15 protein-coding genes are annotated in these 18,234 nt (G+C 74.0%); 6 read left to right on the top strand and 9 right to left on the bottom strand.

What is annotated here, in order from left to right:
- Positions 1–84: 84 nt before the first annotated feature.
- Positions 85–2,334, bottom strand: coding sequence for a hypothetical protein (locus tag ACFY2K_RS40460; protein ID WP_387717692.1), 2,250 nt, complete (start codon positions 2,332–2,334; stop codon positions 85–87).
- A gap of 535 nt (positions 2,335–2,869) precedes the next feature.
- On the opposite strand from ACFY2K_RS40460, the gene ACFY2K_RS40455 reads away from it, so the two are divergent.
- The 3 genes from ACFY2K_RS40455 to ACFY2K_RS40445 all read left to right on the top strand — a co-directional run bounded on the left by ACFY2K_RS40455 (position 2,870) and on the right by ACFY2K_RS40445 (position 5,102).
- Positions 2,870–3,118, top strand: coding sequence for a hypothetical protein (locus ACFY2K_RS40455; RefSeq protein WP_387717690.1), 249 nt, complete (start codon positions 2,870–2,872; stop codon positions 3,116–3,118).
- 186 nt (positions 3,119–3,304) lie between these two features.
- Positions 3,305–4,048 (top strand): class I SAM-dependent methyltransferase, encoded by a 744-nt coding sequence (locus tag ACFY2K_RS40450; protein ID WP_387717688.1) that lies wholly within the window; start codon positions 3,305–3,307, stop codon positions 4,046–4,048.
- 97 nt (positions 4,049–4,145) lie between these two features.
- Positions 4,146–5,102: a phosphatidylinositol-specific phospholipase C gene (locus ACFY2K_RS40445; RefSeq protein WP_387717686.1), complete on the top strand. Its 957-nt coding sequence runs from the start codon at positions 4,146–4,148 to the stop codon at positions 5,100–5,102.
- A gap of 54 nt (positions 5,103–5,156) precedes the next feature.
- Here the strand turns inward: ACFY2K_RS40445 and ACFY2K_RS40440 are convergent, their stop codons facing one another.
- On the bottom strand, positions 5,157–6,209 hold the full coding sequence (locus ACFY2K_RS40440; RefSeq protein WP_387717684.1) for a DUF2690 domain-containing protein: 1,053 nt from the start codon (positions 6,207–6,209) through the stop codon (positions 5,157–5,159).
- A 375-nt stretch (positions 6,210–6,584) separates the two neighbouring features.
- Here ACFY2K_RS40440 and ACFY2K_RS40435 point away from each other — a divergent pair, with 375 nt between their 5' ends.
- Positions 6,585–7,133 (top strand): helix-turn-helix domain-containing protein, encoded by a 549-nt coding sequence (locus ACFY2K_RS40435; protein WP_387717682.1) that lies wholly within the window; start codon positions 6,585–6,587, stop codon positions 7,131–7,133.
- 172 nt (positions 7,134–7,305) lie between these two features.
- Here ACFY2K_RS40435 and ACFY2K_RS40430 read toward each other — a convergent pair whose 3' ends face one another.
- From ACFY2K_RS40430 to ACFY2K_RS40405, 6 genes are all read right to left on the bottom strand, one after another.
- Positions 7,306–8,070 (bottom strand): D-Ala-D-Ala carboxypeptidase family metallohydrolase, encoded by a 765-nt coding sequence (locus ACFY2K_RS40430; protein ID WP_375891571.1) that lies wholly within the window; start codon positions 8,068–8,070, stop codon positions 7,306–7,308.
- A 79-nt stretch (positions 8,071–8,149) separates the two neighbouring features.
- Entirely contained in the window at positions 8,150–8,872 is a 723-nt protein-coding gene (locus ACFY2K_RS40425) for a peptidoglycan-binding protein (protein ID WP_380522649.1), read from the bottom strand.
- A gap of 224 nt (positions 8,873–9,096) precedes the next feature.
- Entirely contained in the window at positions 9,097–10,185 is a 1,089-nt protein-coding gene (locus ACFY2K_RS40420) for an N-acetylmuramoyl-L-alanine amidase (protein WP_387717680.1), read from the bottom strand.
- 274 nt (positions 10,186–10,459) lie between these two features.
- On the bottom strand, positions 10,460–11,218 hold the full coding sequence (locus ACFY2K_RS40415) for a DeoR/GlpR family DNA-binding transcription regulator (RefSeq protein ID WP_380522652.1): 759 nt from the start codon (positions 11,216–11,218) through the stop codon (positions 10,460–10,462).
- 147 nt (positions 11,219–11,365) lie between these two features.
- Entirely contained in the window at positions 11,366–12,232 is an 867-nt protein-coding gene (locus ACFY2K_RS40410) for a ketose-bisphosphate aldolase (RefSeq protein WP_387717677.1), read from the bottom strand.
- 79 nt (positions 12,233–12,311) lie between these two features.
- Entirely contained in the window at positions 12,312–13,184 is an 873-nt protein-coding gene (locus ACFY2K_RS40405; protein ID WP_375891579.1) for an SIS domain-containing protein, read from the bottom strand.
- 221 nt (positions 13,185–13,405) lie between these two features.
- Between ACFY2K_RS40405 and ACFY2K_RS40400 the strand changes: the two genes are divergently transcribed.
- Both ACFY2K_RS40400 and ACFY2K_RS40395 read left to right on the top strand, forming a co-directional pair.
- Entirely contained in the window at positions 13,406–14,686 is a 1,281-nt protein-coding gene (locus tag ACFY2K_RS40400) for a 4-hydroxybenzoate 3-monooxygenase (RefSeq protein ID WP_387717675.1), read from the top strand.
- 51 nt (positions 14,687–14,737) lie between these two features.
- Positions 14,738–16,468, top strand: a complete 1,731-nt coding sequence (locus ACFY2K_RS40395; RefSeq protein ID WP_387717673.1) for a methyltransferase — start codon at positions 14,738–14,740, stop codon at positions 16,466–16,468.
- A gap of 49 nt (positions 16,469–16,517) precedes the next feature.
- Here ACFY2K_RS40395 and ACFY2K_RS40390 read toward each other — a convergent pair whose 3' ends face one another.
- Positions 16,518–18,140: a multicopper oxidase family protein gene (locus tag ACFY2K_RS40390; RefSeq protein WP_387717671.1), complete on the bottom strand. Its 1,623-nt coding sequence runs from the start codon at positions 18,138–18,140 to the stop codon at positions 16,518–16,520.
- Between the last annotated feature and the right edge of the window lie 94 nt (positions 18,141–18,234).

The raw sequence follows: 18,234 nt of genomic DNA, 5'->3' as shown, positions 1-18,234 counted from the left end.
ACACCCCCGCCCCCGCCCCCCCGGGTGGGGGGGGGGGGGGGCGGGGGGGGCGCCCCCGGCCGCCCGCCGGTACCGGGTGGGGCGTCACTTCCGCGGCGGCGCCACCGGGCTCTGGTACGGGTGGTGGTGGGTGCTGCCGATGTGCAGCTCCTCGTCGGGCCTGCCCGCGAGCCTGGGCAGCACATGGGTGCCGAACGGGTCGGTGACGGTGACGGCGGTGCCGCTGCGGCGCACCTGGTGCGGCGAGCCGACGGAGTACGAGGCGAGCGCGAGCCCGGCGCTGGGGCTCGCCCCGGCGGTGGCGGTCCCGAAGAGGGCGCTGGACACGGTGAGCGCGGTCGGCGCGGTGCCGAGCGTGGTGTACCCGGACTGCTCGCCGGCGTAGGCGCTGCCGAAGGCGGCGCCGCCGGTCACGGTGGTGCCGGTGGGCACGGTGACCGGGACGGCGGTGCCCGCCGGGCCCTGGACGGTGACCACGCCGCCCTGGACGTAGCCGCTGACGGTGCCCGCGGTGCGGGCCTGCTGCCAGGCGGTCTGCTGCTGGAGGGTGGTGCCGGCGTCGGTGAGGGTCTGGTTGACCATCGGGGTGTCGGCCGTGTACCAACCGCGGTACGTCGACAGGATGTCCGTCAGCGTCTGCAGGGCGAGCCGGTCGTCGGTCAGGTTCGACTGGTGCATGAAGAACGGCCGCGGGTCGTTGCTCAGCACGTACCCGAGGGTGATCCTCGTCTGCATCGGCAGCACGTAGTCCGCCCAGCCGCGGTTCAGGTCCAGCGGCGTGATGCAGGTCGTGGTGGCCGGGTTGGCCTCGCAGTTGCCGCTGCCGCCGTTGGCCTTCGAGGCGTAGAGCCAGTTGTACTCGCTCACCTCGTCGGACTCGGTGGAGACGTTGTAGAACACGTTGACCGGGTGCCGGGGCACGCCGAGCGCCGAGGCGATCTGCCGTTGGCCGGTCTCCCGGGAGGCGTCCACGCCGAGCCACTGGATGTTGTTCTGGCTGAGCGCGGCGAGGAAGTTCGGGTTGTCGGCGGGCTGCTGCGGCAGCATCACGGTGCCGGAGTGCTCACCGGCGACCAGCTCGCCCGGCCGGAACGGCAGCCCGTTGGCCTGGCCGAACTGGATGTTCTGCTGGATCTGGCTGTTGACGGTGGCCTGGTCGACGTACTGGACCGCGCCGGTGGAGTCGGTCTGGCACTTCCACGGGATCACGGTGAAGTTCTGCACGCAGCCCAGGAACGGGTGCTGGTAGGTGTGGTCGAGCCACATGAAGCTGTTCTTGTTCGCCAGCAGGGCGGTGGTCAGCGGGTCGGTGCCGCCGTTGGCGTCCGCGTAGTCCAGGCTGGGGCCGCCGTTGAACAGGAAGTCCAGGGTGTAGCCGTTCTGCTGCTCCCAGGCGACGGTGGCGCTGACGTCCGCGGGTGTCATCCGGATCGGCGTGGTCGCCGGGACGCTGCCGACGCAGTCGCCCTCGCCCGGGGTGCAGTCGCCGCTCTGGCTCCACCGGGAGTTGGCGTTGAAGAGGTCGTCGATGTGGGCGGAAAAGTAGTTGCGCCAGTAGCCGAGGTGCACGCCCTTGGTGACCCAGTCCACGATGCCGTGCGCGAGCAGCCGGAACTGCTGCTGGTAGGAGTTGTAGGCGAAGGTGAGCACCAACTGCTGGCGGCCGCCGGAGGTGTAGACCCCGGCGAGGGTGCCCTGGGTGCCGGTGCCGGGGACGGTCTCGGTCAGGTACGGCTCGAAGTGCGAGCCGGTGGCCGGGTTGTCGGGCAGCGGGGTCGGCAGGTAGCCGTACGATCCGCTGCCGCCGGCGGTGCCCTCGAAGGCGACCGGGCCGTTCAGGTAGTGGAAGGCGTCGCCGCGGGCGGCGGCGGTCGCGGTGGCGGTGGTGGCGTCCAGCGAGCCGGACCAGGTCGGCGCGGCCAGGCCGGTGTTGGCGCCGGGCCAGACGTAGGCGTCCACCTGGCGGACCTGGTAGGTCTGCTCGTACCCGGTCAGCGTGCTCAGTTCGGCTGCGGAGAGCTGGGTCGGCGCGTCGTTGGGCAGCACCACGCCCTCGAAGTGCCCGTGCGGGGTGCCGTCGGCCAGGGTGTCGGCGAGGAAGCCCGCGGTGATCGTGGCCCGGCCGGCACTGGTCAGGTCGATGACGGTGGTGGGCACGCCCTCGGCGGCCAACTGCTGCCGGATGCCCTCGACCCAGGGGTTGCCGTCGGTGACCACCAGGACGGTCAGGTCCACCCGCGAGCTGGTGGCGGAGGCCGGGACGACGGTGGCCAGCCCGATCACCGTGGTGGCGACGGCCAGGGCGACGACGGGGAGGAAGCGGAAGGCCCTCACGCGGGAGCCCCCTGCGGTATTGCGGTGAATCGACTCATGTCAGCCGATGATGCCGGTCCGGAAGGGCCCGGCGCAGCAGCCTGGGAACAAGGTTTGCCAAGGTCTGGGGAATTACTGGCGAAACCCTCGGAGGAACCGGCTCCACATCAATGCCGGTCACTGGGACGACATTTGACGAAGGCCTTGCATCACGGCCATGACCAGCCACTTCGCCCTTCCGGAGCCCTTCGCCGACCCCGGATCCCGCACTTCTGGCGAGCGCCTGACAATTCCTCGCCCGAGCGTGCCTCCCGGGATTTCTCCGGCCGCCGCCGGAATACCGGTCAGGTCAATTCCATCGCCCGCGCGGAGGCCCGGCCGGGGCCCGGCCCGGCAGGCCGCCGCCCATCGGGTACGAACCCCGGAACGGCGCGGCCGTCAGGGGCCCGTCAGCGGCGCGTCAGCAGTGCGTCAATCCGCGCGGGCACGAGGGCGGACCGGCGCAAGCTGGGGGACGTACCTGCACGTTCCGCAGGTCCTTCCGGAGGTGAGTCGCATGTCCGTGGTCGCTGCGTTCCATTCCGTCGTGCCCGACGTCCGCCGCCGGGGCCAGGGGCTGCGCGCCGCGTTCGCCCAGGTGCTGGAGCGGCTGGCCGCCAGCCCCCTGGACAGTCCCGTCCTGGGCGCGATGGGCGCGCCGCGCTCGACCGACCGCCCCGCCACCGGGCTGCACGCCCACTGGCACACCGTCACCCGCGCGGACGGGAGCACGGCACTGGAGGCCGACTGGCGCCCCGGCCGCTGAGGCCACCGGCACCGCGACGGCCGTCCCGCACTCCCCTGGGCTCACCGAGGGGGCGCGGGGCGGCCGCCGCACGCCGGTACCGGGCGGGCCGCGCCGGTGATTTTGCCCTTCCGGATCGGGCACCGGTAGACACGGTCCCGACACGGTGCGTGACGACGCCGTGCGCGACCTCCGGAGGCCCCCGCCATGAGCGTGACGAATCGGTACCGGGACGCCTGGGAGGGCTTCTGGGGCGAGGCGCCCGAGCAGCCCGGCGCGGTGATCTGGGACGCCGAGCCGGCCCTCACCGCGGAGCGCCACCTCGCCCTGTTCCGGCCCCACCTGCACGACCCCGACCTGCCGGTGGTCGACCTGGGCTGCGGCAACGGCCGCCAGACCCGCTTCCTCGCCGAGCACTTCCCCCGGGCCGTCGGCGTCGACCTGTCCGGCACCGCCGTCGAACTCGCCCGGCGCCAGGACCGGTCCGGCCGCGCCGAGTTCGCCCAGCTGGACGCCACCGACCCGGCCGCCGTCCGGGCCCTGCACGAGCGCCTGGGCGACGCCAACGTGTACGTGCGCGGGGTGATCCACCAGAGCGAGCCGGCCGACCGCCGGCCGGTCGCCGAGGCCGTCGCCACCCTGCTCGGATCGCGCGGCCGGGCCTTCCTGGTCGAACTGGCCGAGTCCGCCAAGGAGGTGCTCAAGGGGCTCGCCCAGTCCCCGGCCGGTCCGCCCCCGAAGCTGCGCCCGGTCTTCGCCCACGGGCTCGCCCCCGCCGAGGTGGCCGACGCGGCCTTCGACGGGCTGCTCCGCTCGGCCGGCCTCGCCGTCCTCGCCACCGGCGAACTTCCGCTGTGCCTGACCGAGTTCACCCCCGAGGGCGAACGGATCGAGCTGCCCGCCTGGTGGCTGGCGGTCGGCCCGGACGGCCGGCTGCCCGAGCCGCGCTGAACCCGTTGACGCCGCGGCGGCGTTGGACGAGTGTCAGGACGGACCGATCGTCAGGACTTGTCGTCGCACCCGCGCGCGGGGCGGAGGGAGCCGGGCCATGGGCATCGCACGTCGTGAACTCCTCAGGTGGGGCGTGGGGGCGGGCGGTGCGGCAGCCGTCGGCGCTCTGCTCGGGGCGCCCGCCGCCCTGGCCGCGGGCGGCCCGACCACCCCGGGCGGGGTGCCGACGGACAGCTGGATGGGCCGGCTGGACGGGAGCCTCTCCCTGCTCGACCTCACCGTTCCGGGCACCCACGACTCCTGCTGCCAGAACCCCTGGTACGGCACCGAGTGGTCGCACACCCAGAACTGGGGCATCCCGCAGCAGTTGCAGGAGGGCGTCCGCTTCCTCGACATCCGCTGCAACGGCCTCCAGGGGGCGCCCGACGAACTCGGGATCTACCACTCCGACGCCTACCAGCACATCCGGCTCCAGGACGTGCTCGACCAGTGCCGCGCCTTCCTGGCGGCGCACCCGGGCGAGACGCTCCTGATGCGCCTGCGCAACGAGCGGGCCGGCGGCCAGGCCCTCGACGACCAGGAGTTCCAGCGGCGGGTTGACCACTACCTGGACGCGCTGGGCTACCGCGGCCTGTTCCACCTCTACGGCTGGCCCGCCCTCGGCGCGGTCCGCGGCAAGGTGGTGCTGCTCGCCGACTTCGCCAACCCCTGGGGCCTGATCGACTGGTCCAGCGGCCAGAACGCCTGGTTCGACACCCAGGACGTCTGGCAGACCGGCGGCACCGACCCGCTGGGCGACAAGGGCCGGTACGTCGTCGCCCAGTTCGACAAGGCCTTCGCCAGTCCGGGAAATCCGAGGATGTTCGTGAACTTCCTCAGTTACGCGGGCGGCTACTGGCCCCGGAACAGCTCGCAGGCCGTGATGGACCGGGCGGTTTACCCGTACCTGAGCGCGCGCACCCGGCAGCGCGCCCGGTTCGGCATCGTCCCGATGGACTTCCCGGACCTCCACGTGAACGTGCTGCAGATGCTCGTCGACAAGAACTTCGTCTGAGCACCGGTGTCCGTTCCGGTCTCCGGGGCCCCGGCCCGTCCACCGGAAAGAGGGTCAGGAGGAGGGCGTCACCGTCGGCACGAGGGTGGGAGTGGGGGTTGGGGTGGGGGTGGGCGAAGGGGTGGTGGCCAGGGCCTGCGCGCGGGCGGCGGCGCCGGACAGGGGCAGGGTGCAGTCGTCGCCGTCCTTCTGGTGGCCGCACACCCGCAGGACGGTGTTGGGCGCGTCGGCGTCCACCATCTTCGAGTAGTTGTCGTAGCCCCAGTGGATCAGCGCGGTCTCGTGCCCCCCGGTGCCGGTGGAGATGGTGGCACTGTCCCCCGGGGAGCCGTCGGTGATCCCGGCCCAGGCGGCCCGGCAGCGCGCACTGTAGTGGAGGTAGAGCACGACCTTGCCGATGGTGCCGGTCAGCACGGTCTGGTCGTCGGCCTCGCAACCCATGGCCTGCGGGTCCTTGCCGGCGCAGCCGACGGACTGGCAGAGCTGGGGCGGCAGGGCGCCCGTGCTCACCGCGGGCGGGGCGATCGGGGCGGTCGGCTCGATCAGCGCGGGCACGTGCCCGGGGGAGGCCGCGGCGCCGCCATCGCCGTTCAGGCCGTGCAGGTAGAGGCCCGCGACCAGCAGGAGCACGGCGACGGCGGCGACCGCGACCAGCGCCTGCGGCCGCCGCCAGAGGGCGACGCGGGCGAGGGGGAGGGGGAGGGACACCGGGACGGGCAGTGGGACAGGGAGTGGGACGGGTACGGGCACGGGCACGGGCACGACGGCGGGCTCAGCGGCGGCGGTCGGGGCCGCCTCGGTCGGGGCAACGGCGGCCGGGGCGCCGGGCGTCGCCTCCGCGTCGCGCGCGGCCTCGGCCTGCCGCAGCAGGGAGGTGAGCAGCACGGCGTCGCAGTCCAGCGCGGCGATCAGGCCGGCCAGGGCCTGGGAGGTGATCAGACGCTTGCCGTTCAACCAGCGTTCCCAGGACGCCTTGCTGAGGTAGGTCAGCCGACCGAGCTCGGCGAGCGAGATCCGGTGCGCGTCCTTGACGGCGCGCAGTTCCTCGACCAGGCGTCGAGCGGGTTCCGAAAGATCGTCAGGGAGCGGTTTCCAGGACTGACTCACGTGTGGGGCACCTCTGGCAGGTCGTCGGCAGACTCGAACTGATCTTCTTTCGGATGATCAGCTTAATCTCTCCCGCCTCGCGCTCCCATCCGGTTTCCGCCGCACCCGGGCAGATCGTCTCAAGGGTTTCCTGATCCGCGTCCCAACCCGCAGCTCAGGACCCTGGGGACGACGCGCAGCGTCTCAGAAGCTCCGGAGACGGTCGAAGATCGGTGCCCGATCGCGCAGAGTTGGCCGCGCCGGGTAGCCCAGGAGTCAACACCGGTTCTGGTCCGGTTAAAGACTTCGCCGCAGACAGCACGGACGGGGGGCGCCCGGTGCAGTTCGGATCCATGCACCACAACGGTCATCTCAGAGGAAGTTCGGGGAAACCTCATGGGCCGCCACCACGCGTCCGAGATCACATCACCATCACCTGAGTCACTCGCGTCACTCACCTCACTCGCGTCACCCGCAGCAGCGGTAGCAGCCGCCTCACCCGCCGACCGGCTCGCCGGCGAGCTGCAGTCCTTGAAGAACCGGTCGGGCCTCACCTACGCCCGGCTCAGCGAACGCACCCACTACGCGAAGTCCTCGTGGGAGCGCTGGGTGAACGGGAAGCAGTTCCCCCCGCGCGGCGCGGTGCAGAGCATCGCGGTCGTCTGCGGGGGCGATGCGGAGCTCCTGCTGGAGCTCTGGCACCTCGCGGAGAGCCGACGCCTCGTGTCGGCCGCGCCGGGGGCCCCCGGGCCCGGCGGCACCGCCTCCCCGTCCGGGCCGGCCGACGGACCGTCGGCCGACGCCCCGGACGGGGAGGACCACCCGGAGTGCCCGCACGTGCGGCAGGCCGCCCTGCTGCGGCGGGTGGCCCTGGTCTCCCTCGCGGTCGGCGCGGGCGGGGTCCTGGCGGCCGCCGGACGGCGCTCCCTGCGGCGCGGGGCCTGACCGGCCGCGCCCGACCACCCTGGTCCCTGTGGGCAGCACAGGAACCTCGACGCACCGCCGGAGACACCGGAACCACCCGGCACCACCGGCACACGACAGAGCGGCACCGCGCCCTTGGGGAGGGCGCGGTGCCGCCGCCGTTGTGGCCCGGACAGGGCCGTGGCGTCCGCCGTTACGCGACGCCGTCCTGCCACCACCAGAAGCCCGAGCCGTAGTTGGAGTGCTCGATCCGGCTGTCCACGTGCTGCCAGGAGACGGTGTGGGTCTCCAGGCCCGAGAAGCCGCAGGTCTCGGCGATCCGGTAGACGTCCAGCGTGGACAGGCCGGAGACCGCCGTGTCGGCCGCCACCCCGTAGGTGTGCATGGAGTTGCCCGCCCCGCCCACGGAGGCGTTGTACGCGGTGCTGCGGAAGCCGGAGTTGATGGTGACCGCGCGGTCGCCCGCCTTCTTCCGCAGCGCCTCCAGTTTGTACATGGTGCGGCGGACGTTCTCCTTCACCTCGTCGGCGCCGACGTTGCCGCCGCCGAAGCCCGAGCCGTCGTGGCTGGTGAACTCGGACCAGTTGAAGTGGGCGGTGGAACCGTCCGACTTCTCCAGCGCGTTCAGCGCGCCGAAGGTCTGCGGGCCGGCCACGCCGTCCGCGCTGAGCCCGTAGGCGGCCTGGAACCGGCGCACCGCGGCCGCGGTGCCGGGCCCGAAGGAGCCGTCCACGGCCACGCAGGTCTGCGAGGCGGAGTCCGCCGCCCAGCCCGCGACCCGGATCTGGAGCTCGGTCACGGCGGAACCGGAGGAACCCTGGCCGAGGTTGCCGGACCAGCCGTAGGCGGCGGCCGGACGCGCGAGGCCGACGTTGGCCACCGCGGCGAGCCCGGCCGCGGCCACCGCGCCGGTGCCGTAGCGCAGCAGGGCGCGACGGTTGAGGGAAGAGCTGTTCACCACGTGCTCCTTCGAGGAGTCGACAGGGGAGGACGTCGTACGGGGCGGTGCGGGTGGCCGGTCAGGACCGGCCGGCCGGTCAGTACCAGTTGTGGGACTGCCAGAAGCTCCAGGCGTTGCACGGGGAGCCGTAGCGGCTCTGGATGTAGTCCAGGCCCCACTGGAGCTGGGTGGCCGGGTTGGTCCGCCAGTCGGAGCCCGCGCCGGCCATCTTGTCGCCGGGCAGCGACTGCGGGATGCCGTAGGCGCCGGAGGAGGGGTTGGTCGCGTAGACCTTCCAGCCGCTCTCGTGGTTGTAGATCTGGTCCAGGCAGCCGAACTGGCCGCTGACGCTCCAGCCGTGGGCGGGGAACTTCCACTGGGCGGTGATCTGCACCGTGCGGGCGACGCCCATCGCGTTCATGGTGGCCGGGCCGGCGATGCCGTCGTTGCTCAGGTTGTGGGAGTGCTGCCAGGTGCTGACGGCGCTGGTGGTGCCGTCGCCGTAGGCGCCGTCGGCGCCCGAGCCGGCCACCCGCTGGACCTCGGCGACCTTGTTGTGCAGGGCGAGTTCGGTGCGGCCGCCGTAGACGCCGTCCTCGTCGAGGCCGTTGTCGTGCTGGAAGCTGCGGACGGCAGCGGTGGTCTGCGGGCCGTAGTTGCCGTCGACGCCGCCGCTCGCGAGGTAGCCGATACCCACCAGGTTGCGCTGGACCCAGGTGGTGCTGTCGGTGGCCTGGGCCGCCTGTGCGGGCAGCAGGGCCAGCACGGCGGCGGCGAGCACGCCTGCGGCGAGCGCGCGCAGGGCCGAGGTTTTCTTCACGGTCGATCCCATTCCGTCGGGTGCCTGTCGGTCGATCAAGCAGTGCGGCCCACTCTCGGGGGGCGGCCGCCCGTCCCTCCAGGCGTCGGCGGCACCAGGGACGTCCCGGGTGCGCCGGGGACGGTGGGCGGAGGCGGTGGGACGGGCCCCGGAGACCCGTGGGACGGGCCTGGGACGGGCGTGGGACGGCCCCGACGGGCGCTCGCGGGAGGCCGGTGACCGGGTCAGGCCAGCAGTCGGCTCCAGGTCCGGGCGTCCACCAGGCCGTCGGCCGGCAGCCCGGCGGAGGACTGGAAGGACGTCACCCCGGTCTGGGTGCCCGGGCCGAACGCGCCGTCCACGCTCACCTGGATGCCGTGCGCGACCAGCTGGCTCTGCACGGCCTGCACCGCGCTGCCCGAGGCACCGCGGGCCAGCGGCGCCACGGCCTGGCTCCAGGTCTGGTTGCCCGCGACGCCGTCGGCCGACGCGTGGGTGGTGTTCTGGAAGGCGGTGACGGCGGCCTGGGTCGCGGGCCCGTACGAGCCGTCCACGGTCAGCGACTGGCCGCGCTGCACCAGCAGGTACTGCATCGTCCGCACCTTCTCGCCCGAGGCGCCGCTGCCGAGCACCGGCCAGACCGGGCCGGTCGGGTCTCCGCCGATCCGCGCGGCGACGTCCCGGCGGATCTGCGGGATCAGCGCGTAGAGGCGGTCGCCGGGGCACTCGGTGTTGTTGAAGTCGCGGTGCCCGTAGACCTGGTAGGCGCGCAGCCCGTACTGCTGGCAGATGTAGGTGATCAGGTCGATCAGCGCGGCGTACTGCTGGCTGCGCGGGTCGACGGTGCTGTACGTGCCCTCGTTCTCGATGCCGATGGCCACCGTGTTCTGCGCGGTGCAGTGGGCGCCCTCGACGTGCTGGCCGCCGCCGCGCAGGGTGGCCAGGCTGCTGTGGCGGCCCTCCATGACGTAGGCGCCGCGGCTGACGGTGAAGTGCTGGCCGGTGTCGATCCAGTGCTCGCTGTCCATCTGGTAGGTCTGCATCGAGCGGGCCAGCGAGAAGGCGGCGGCCTGGGAGTAGTCCGTCACGTTGGGCGTGGCGGTGTGGTGGACGATCACCTTGTCCGGCGCGCCCGGGACGACGTTGAGCGGGCTGCTCGCCGGGCGGGCGCCCCAGGCGCCGGTGTCGGCGATCACCGGGCCGGTGGCGGCGGCGGCCGCCCCGGTGGTCAGGGCGGAGCCCAGCAGGGCGCCGGTGCCGACGGCGAAGGCGCCGGCCAGGAAGGTGCGGCGGCCGGGGCCGACGGGGGCGGAGGTCGGGTCAACGGCGTTCATAGGGGGCGACCTGGTCCTTCGGGGAGCGGGAGGGGACGGAAGGACCCCTGCCCCCGGGCCTGCTGACGGCACGGGGGCAGGGGTGGCCTCGGACTCGGCGGGGGTCCGCACGTCCGCACCTCGGCGGACCGGACGGCAGTCACGCTAGGAGCGGCCCGCGCCCGTCCGCCACGCTTCGCCGTCCCCTCCCGCGTCCCAGCACCGTCCCGGGACGGCCAGGGCGTGCCCTGACGCCGCAGGCCCGCCCGTCAGGCCCGCCCGTCAGGCCCGCTCGTCAGGCCCGCCGCACCCGGACGCCGCTCTCGGCGATCGCCTGCTCCTGGGCGTCCGGCAGCCCCGCGTCCGTCACCAGGTCGTGGACGTCGGTGAGCGGGCAGATCGAGGCGAAGGTGACCCGGCCGACCTTGGTCCGGTCGGCGAGCACGACGGTGTGCGCGCTGCTGCGCAGGAACGCCCGGTCGGTCTGGGCCTCCATCTCGTCGTGGGTGGTGCAGCCCTGCTGGACGGTCAGCCCGTCCACGCCGATGAAGGCGAGGTCCAGGTGGTACTGGTCGAGCATCCGCTCGGCCGCCGGGCCGACCAGCTCGTAGCTGGCCGAGCGGGCCAGGCCGCCGATCACGACCAGGCGGACCTCGGGGCGGACGATCAGCTCGGCGGCGATGTTCACCGCGTTGGTGACCACGGTGAGGTTGCCGCGCTCGGCGAGCACCCGGGCCAGCTCGGTGGTGGTGGTGCCGCCGGTCAGACCGACCACGGCGCCCTCCGGCACCAGTTCGGCGGCGGCCCGGGCGATCCGGCGCTTCTCCTCCGCCTGCTGGTCGCTCCGGTGCCGCAGCGGGATCTCCAGGTTGACCGCCCCGGTCACCGCACCGCCGCGGGTGCGCTGGAGCAGCCCCTGGTCCTGCAGTTCCTGGAGGTCCCGGCGCACGGTCGCGTCGGACACCCCGAGCAGGTCGGAGAGCGTCCGCACGTCCGCGCTCCCCGCCTCGGCGATGTGCGAGACGATCCTGGCGGCGCGATCAGCTTTGAGCATGGACGGAGTGTAGTTCAGCCCGGGTCGACGGTCGGTGACTGCACCCGCGGACAGCTCCGCGCACCCGCGCGCAGCGAACCGCGCAGCCGACAGTGCAGCCAACCGCGCAGCCCGGCGGCGGGCGCCGGTTCACGGCGGGACGGCCGGTCAGGGCGAGACGGCGGCCCGGTCCGCCGCCCGGGGCGCGGTCAGCACGCCGAGCAGCCGGGTGACCTCGCGGGCCACCGCCGCCCTGCCGTCCCCCAGGTAGGTCCGGGTGTCCACCAGTGCGGGTTCGGCGGCGAGCCGGTCGCGGACCGCTTCGGTGAAGGCCTTGTTGAGGTGGGTGGCGATGTTGACCTTCGTCATCCCGTGGGCGACCGCCGCCGCGAGGACGGGCTCCGCGACCCCGGAGGAGCCGTGCAGCACCAGCGGCACCGGGACGGCGGCCCGCAGCGCGGTGATCAGGTCGAGGTCCAGCGCCGCCGTGCGGGTGAGCATGGCGTGCGAGGTGCCGACGGCCACGGCCAGCGCGTCGACGCCGGTGCGGGCCACGAACTCGGCGGCCTGCGCCGGGTCCGTCCGGGCCCCGGGGGCGTGCACCCCGTCCTTGCCGCCGACCTCGCCGAGTTCGGCCTCCACCCAGACGCCCGCCTCCTGGCACTGCCGGGCCACCTCGGCGGTGGTGCGCAGGTTCTCCTCGTACGGCAGCGCCGAGGCGTCGAACATCACCGAGCCGAACCCCAGCGCGAGGGCCTCCGTCACCAGCGGCCGCTCGGTCGCGTGGTCCAGGTGGACGGCCACCGGCACGGCGGCGGCCCGGGCCACCGCGAGCGTCGCCGCGCCGATCGGCGCCAGGCCGCCGTGGTAGCGCACCGCGTTCTGGCTGAGTTGCAGCACCACCGGCACCCCGGCGGCCTCGGCCCCGGCGACGATGGCCTCGGCGTGTTCCAGCTGGATGACGTTGAACGCCCCCACGCCGCGGCCGCCGTCCACCGCGGGCGCGACGATCTCTCCGGTTCCGACCAGGGTCACGGTGCTCCTTGGGGCTGTGCCGTCAGCGGACGGGCGGGGCGGGTGGCCGGGCCGGGCGGGCGCTCCGCCGGGCGGCCGGTCACGGCTGGTCCAGCACGATCGAGCGGGTGAGGTGGCGCGGCCGGTCGGGGTCGAGGCCGCGCCGGACGGCGAGGCCGACGGCCAGGCGCTGGACCCGGACCAGTTCGGCCAGCGGGTCGAGCCCGGGCACGCTGACCGCGGCGCCGGTCGCCCCGGCCTGGTCGGCCAGGCCCGCCGGCGGGGTGTCCAGGAACCAGACCAGGCCCTCCGGGCCGCTGACGCTGATCGGGCCGTGCCGGTACTCCATCGCCGGGTAGGCCTCGGTCCAGGCGGCGGAGGCCTCCCGGACCTTGAGCGCGGCCTCGTTCGCCACCCCGCAGCTCCAGCCGGTGCCGAGGAAGGTGAACTGCCGCGCCTCCAGGGCGCCCCGGGGCAGCGGCTCGGCGAGCGCCGCACGGGCCTGGGCGGGCAGGTCGGCCGGTGCGGCGCCGAGGTGGGCGCGCAGCAGGACGAGGGCGGTGGTGGCGAACCTGGTCTGGACGACGGACCGCTCGTCGGCGAACTCCAGCGCCACCAGGTGGCGGGCGGCGGCGCCGACCGGGGTCCCGGGGTCAGCGGTGATCGCGACCGTCTCGGTGCCGCCCACCCGGGCGAGGGCGTCGAGCACCTCGGTGGTGGTGCCGGAGCGGGTGAGCGCGACGATCCGGTCGTAGCGGCGGCCGAGCGGGAACTCGGAGGCGGCGAAGGCGTCGGTCTCGCCGTGTCCGAGGGATTCGCGCAGCGCCGCGTAGGCCTGGGCGATGTAGAGCGAGGTGCCGCAGCCGATGACGGCGACCCGCTCACCGGGTTCGGGCAGGTGTTGCGGGGCCAGTTCCAGGGCGCGCTGCCAGCAGTCGGGCTGGCTGGCGATCTCTTCGTCGACGTGGGCCATCAGGTCCTCCTGCGCGAGACTGCACGAATGTGCGTGAAGATGATCGATTTATAGTCGAGACCTCCATCATTGCGCAACAGTGCGCAGTCCCGATCATCTTCGAGCAGGGCGCCCGGGAGTCGGCGATTGTGCGAAGCACTGGTGAAGATCATCACCCTTATCACCGATCCGAGGGATTCCGGCGCTTCCTTGTATCCAGCGGTGGCTAAGCTCCCCGTACTGTGACTGAACGTCAGACAGGCCGAACAGCCCAGCAGACCGCCGATGTCGTCATCCTCGGCGCCGGACCGGCCGGACTCACCCTCGGGAACCTCCTCCGAGCCGCCGGCATCGACTGCGTCGTCCTCGAACGGGCCGACCCCGAGCACGTCCGGACCAGGGCCCGGGCCGGGTTCCTCGCCGCCAACACCGTCCGCGTCCTGGACCGCCACGGCCTCGCCGACGGCCTGCACCGCCACGGGAAACCGCACGGCACCTGCGAGTTCCGCACCGAGGACGGCAGCTTCCGGCTCGACTACGGCGCCCTCGGCCGCCGCGAACTCCACACCGTCTACCCCCAACAGGACCTGGTCACCGACCTCCTGACGCACTACCTGGCCGCGGGCGGCCGGATCGCCTTCGAGACCGAGGCCCAGGCCGTCGAGGGCATCGACGGCCCCGCCCCCACCGTCACCGTGCGCGACGCCGAGGGCCGCCCCGGCCACTGGCGGGCCCGCTACGTGGCCGGCTGCGACGGCCGCCACGGCGCGGCCCGCCGCTCGCTGCCCCCCGACACCCGCCGGTACCACCGCGACCACGGCGTCTCCTGGCTCGCCCTGCTGGCCGAGGCGCCCCCGAGCATGGACGCCGTCGGCTACGCGATGCACCCCGACGGCTTCGCCGGCCACATGGCCCGCACCGCCGACGTCACCCGCTACTACCTCCAGTGCGCGCCCGGCACCCCCGCCGACGCCTGGTCGGAGGAGCGGATCCGGACCGCCCTCGACCGGCGGCTGCGCGCCGACGAGCACGGGCCGCTGCACCACGGCCGGATCCTCCACCGCTCCGTCGTCCACCTGGAGTCGGACGTGCTCGACCGACTCCGGTACGGCTCACTGCTGTTGGCCGGGGACGCCGCCAGCCTCCCCGCCCCGGCCGCCGCGAAGGGCGCCAACCTGGCCGTCCTGGAGGCGGAACTGCTCGCCGAGGCGCTGATCGACGAGCTCCAGCGGGGCGACGCCCGAGCGCTCGACGGCTACTCCGCGCGCTGCCTCACCCACATATGGCGGGCCCAGGAGTTCGCCCACTGGATGATCCAGCTCCTGCACTCCCCCGTCGGCCCGGGGAGCGGCGCGGCAGTCGGCCCGGTAGTCGGCCCGGCGGTCGGCCCGGCGGTCGGTGCCCAAGCCGGCCCGGCAGAGGAATCGTTCTTCCACGAAGCCATGCGGCGCTCCCGCGTCGAATCCCTGCGCACCTCGCGCACCCACCAGGACTGGTTCGCCGAGAACTACGTCGGCATCTGACCCGCCCTGCCCACCGGGCGCCCCCGCCCCCGCACCAAGGACTCCCTCCCCATGACCGCGACACCCCCGGACGACACCGCCCGCCTGCGGGCGACGGCCGAGTTCGTCAGGGAGCACGACACCGCGACCCTGCTCCCGCTGCTGCTGCCCGACCTCGACGGACCGGAACTGCGGGCCCTGGCCGAACGCTGCCGCTTCTCGCACGCCGCCCTGCTCGTCCTGCCCCCGGACGACGCCACCCTCCGCGCCCGACTCGCCTCCTGCGGACTGGAACCCGACGCGCCCCCGCAGCCCAGCGTGGTGGTCCGCAGCCGGCTCGCCCGAAGGTACGGACGCGCCGAGGCCGAGCTCGACGTCAGCATCCTGCGCCCGCCGGTGCCCGGCCCCGACGGGGAACGCAGCGTCGAGGTGTTCGTGCTCACCGTGCCGCCCGGCTCCGACCTCGCCGAACTCGCCGACCAGGAGCGCGCCCACGAGCACGAGGCCCACCTCGCCTTCGACGTCGCCCACCCCGACCCGCTGGCACTGCGCGGGCTGTGCGCGCTGCTCACCCGGCACGGCGCCGCCCCCGACGGCGGCGGCTACAACCCCCACGAGGACTCCACCGTCCTCTACTTCACCACCCCGGCCGGCTCCCGTACCGGCTACCGCCGGGTCGAGCTCCACGCCCACGGCGACCACCGCACGGTCCTCGCCGACCACCTGGGCGAGGACCCCACCCAGCGCTCGGCCGAGACCCTGCTGCACCAGCTCACCGGCGCCTGGACCACCCAGGCCCTGGCGGTCAGCGCCCGGATGGGCCTGCCCGACGCCCTGGACACCCGCACCGCCACCGCGCCGCGGCAGCTCGCCGACGCCCTCGGCGCCGACCCGCAGAGCCTCGCCACCCTGCTGCGCTACCTCGCCATGCTCGGCGTCGTCGCCGAACACCCCGACGGCTACCGGCTCACCGGCACCGGCGCCCTGCTGCGCGCCGACGCCCCGGCGTCGATGCGGCCGCTGGCGCTGATGTACGGCGGCCCGTTCTACCGGTCCTTCGCGGAACTGGAGCACACCGTGCGCACCGGGGAGGCCGCCTTCGACCACCTCTTCGGCGAGAACCACTTCGACCACTTCGCCCGCGACCCCGAACTCGCCGAACTCTTCGACCTGTCGATGGCCGCCAGCGCCCGGATGTTCGACCCGCTCCCGGACCACCCGGTCGTCACCGCCGCGGGCTCCCGCGCCGCCGCCGGGACGGTCGTCGACATCGCCGGCGGCAACGGCGAACTGCTCGGCCGGCTGCTCGCCGCCCACCCCCGGCTGCGCGGCGTCCTGCTGGAACGCCCGCACGCCGTCGAGGCCGCGCGCCGCCGCCTCGACGCCGCCGGCCTCGGCGGGCGCTGCGGCTACGTGACCGGCGACTTCGCCGACGTCCCCGGCGACGCCGACGTCTACGTGCTGTCCCGGGTGCTGCACGACTGGGACGACGAACGCTGCGCCGAGATCCTGCGGCACTGCGCCCGGGCCATGCCCGCCCACGCCGACCTGCTGATCGTCGAACGGCTGCTGCCCGCCGACGGCTCGGCCTCGCTGGCCACCGCGTGGGACCTGCACATGATGGCCAACACCGGCGGGCGCGAGCGCCGCGCCGACCACTACGGCCGGCTGCTCACCGACGCCGGGCTGCACCTGCTGGACCACCGCCCGCTCCCGCTGGGCGCCGCCGTCCTGCACGCCCGCCGGGCCGCCGTCCCGGCCCCGACCGGCCCTGCCCCCGCCCCGGCCCGCGCCGGCGCGTAGCCCTCGGGTGCCCCGCCTCCGCCTCGGCGGCGGGGCACCCCACGGCGCGTCAGGACCGGCGCGGCTCCACGTACTCGACGGTCTGCATCATGCCGAGGTCCTCGTGCTGGAGCTGGTGGCAGTGGGCGACGGCCCGGCCGGTGAAGTCCTCGTAGCGGACCAGCAGGGTGACGGTGTCGCCCGGTCTGCCGCCGGCCAGGTCGACGGTGTCCTGCCAGACCGGCGGGTCCAGCCGCTCGCCGTTGCGGTGGGTGACCAGGACGTGGTTGGTGTGCAGGTGGAAGGGGTGGTGGAAGGCGGGGTTGGTCTCGGCGGTGCGCAGCGTCCAGCGCTCCACCCGGTCCAGTTCCAGGGTGTGGTTGACGTAGCCGGGGTCGAACAGGCCGTAGGCCGGATCGCGGGTGGGGTCGCCGGCGGGGTCGGCGACGGGGGTCGGGTTGCTGCCCAGCATCCGGTAGGCGTTGGGGAAGGGGGCGGGGAAGACGCCCGGATCGACGTGGAACACCACTTCGCGGTCCGCGTCCGGGTTCGCGATGTCGCCCTCGTCGAGGAACGGCTTGCCGGCCGGCAGCGCGGTCGGCAGGTCCATCGGCGGGTCGAGGGCCTCGCCCGTCACCTCGACCGTCATCAGCGGCGCGGTCCGCCCGTCGGCCCGCAGTTCGTAGCTGCCGGGGGCGTCGGCCCGGACCAGGACGTCGGCCCGGTTGCCCATGGTCAGGCGCACCGCGTCGGTGGCGACCACAGCCGGGAAGGTCACGCCGTCCTGGGCGATCTGGTGGAGGGTGAGGTCCCCGCCGCCGCCGGTGAGCCGCAGCACCGGCGCGGTGAAGGCCGTCGCGCAGACCAGCCGCCAGCGCTGCACCTCGCCCGGGCGCAGCGTCACGGTGGGGTTGACCGCGCCGTTGACGGTCAGAACCGCCGGGACGGCGGCCAGCGCGTTGCCGGAGGTGAAGTCGGGGACCTTGCCGTCCTTGAGCCGCAGTTCGTTGAGGCAGACCACCAGGTCGGCGGCGGCCGCGATCTCGGGGACCTCGTCGACGTCGCCCTCGATGACGAGGACCCCGGCCATCCCGCCGACGATCTGCACGGAGGTGGCCCCGTGCAGGTGCGGGTGGTACCAGTAGGTGCCGGCCGGGTGGCCGGCCGGGACGTCGATCGTCGTCACGTACTGCGGTTCCGGGGCACCGGCCTCGACCTCCTCGGCGGTGCGCGGCTCGAACACCCGGAGCACGTTGTCGGCCTCCCCGGTCGGGTCGACGTGCAGGCCGTGGGTGTGCAGGTTGAAGCTGTTGAAGCCGTGCGGCCGGTTGTGGTCGCCGTCGTGGGGCTCGTTCGGCGGCAGGCCGTTGACCTGGGTCAGCCGCAGGGTGCCCCCGGCGCGCAGCCGCAGGGTCGGGCCGGGGATCGTCCCGTTGTAGGTGCGGGTGGTGACCGTGCCGTAGCCGGGGACGACGGTGTCCGTGAACCGCACGTCGAGCGTCTGCTCCAGCACCGCCCCCGCCCGGCCGGGCACCGGCCGCACGGTGCGCAGAGCGGGCTGGGGGAACGGCTGCGGCCCGGCGGCAGCCGCCGCGTACCGCCGGGAGAGGATCCCGTCGGACGCGGCCACCAGGACCGCGGTGGGCAGCGCCTTGAGCAGCGACCGACGACTGATTCCGACATTTTCGCTCATGGTCGGGCAATCTAGGTCAACCAGCCCGGGCGGACCGGAAAGCACACCGGGCACCCGCCGGCCGTCACCCCGTCATGACCGTCAGCTCGTGTCC

Source organism: Kitasatospora sp. NPDC001309, assembly GCF_042896295.1.
Classification (GTDB): Bacteria; Actinomycetota; Actinomycetes; order Streptomycetales; family Streptomycetaceae; genus Kitasatospora.
The sequence above is the reverse complement of the archived record's forward strand: the minus strand, read 5'-3'. Positions and strand labels throughout refer to the sequence as shown.

Excerpts from the sequence above, each read along its gene's own strand:
- ACFY2K_RS40405 (WP_375891579.1), bottom strand. The coding sequence starts at position 13,184 with ATGGCCCACGTCGACGAAGAGATCGCCAGCCAGCCCGACTGCTGGCAG.
- ACFY2K_RS40445 (WP_387717686.1), top strand. The coding sequence starts at position 4,146 with ATGGGCATCGCACGTCGTGAACTCCTCAGGTGGGGCGTGGGGGCGGGC.
- ACFY2K_RS40395 (WP_387717673.1), top strand. The coding sequence starts at position 14,738 with ATGACCGCGACACCCCCGGACGACACCGCCCGCCTGCGGGCGACGGCC.
- ACFY2K_RS40455 (WP_387717690.1), top strand. The coding sequence starts at position 2,870 with ATGTCCGTGGTCGCTGCGTTCCATTCCGTCGTGCCCGACGTCCGCCGC.
- ACFY2K_RS40390 (WP_387717671.1), bottom strand. The coding sequence starts at position 18,140 with ATGAGCGAAAATGTCGGAATCAGTCGTCGGTCGCTGCTCAAGGCGCTG.
- ACFY2K_RS40450 (WP_387717688.1), top strand. The coding sequence starts at position 3,305 with ATGAGCGTGACGAATCGGTACCGGGACGCCTGGGAGGGCTTCTGGGGC.
- ACFY2K_RS40415 (WP_380522652.1), bottom strand. The coding sequence starts at position 11,218 with ATGCTCAAAGCTGATCGCGCCGCCAGGATCGTCTCGCACATCGCCGAG.
- ACFY2K_RS40435 (WP_387717682.1), top strand. The coding sequence starts at position 6,585 with ATGGGCCGCCACCACGCGTCCGAGATCACATCACCATCACCTGAGTCA.
- ACFY2K_RS40420 (WP_387717680.1), bottom strand. The coding sequence starts at position 10,185 with ATGAACGCCGTTGACCCGACCTCCGCCCCCGTCGGCCCCGGCCGCCGC.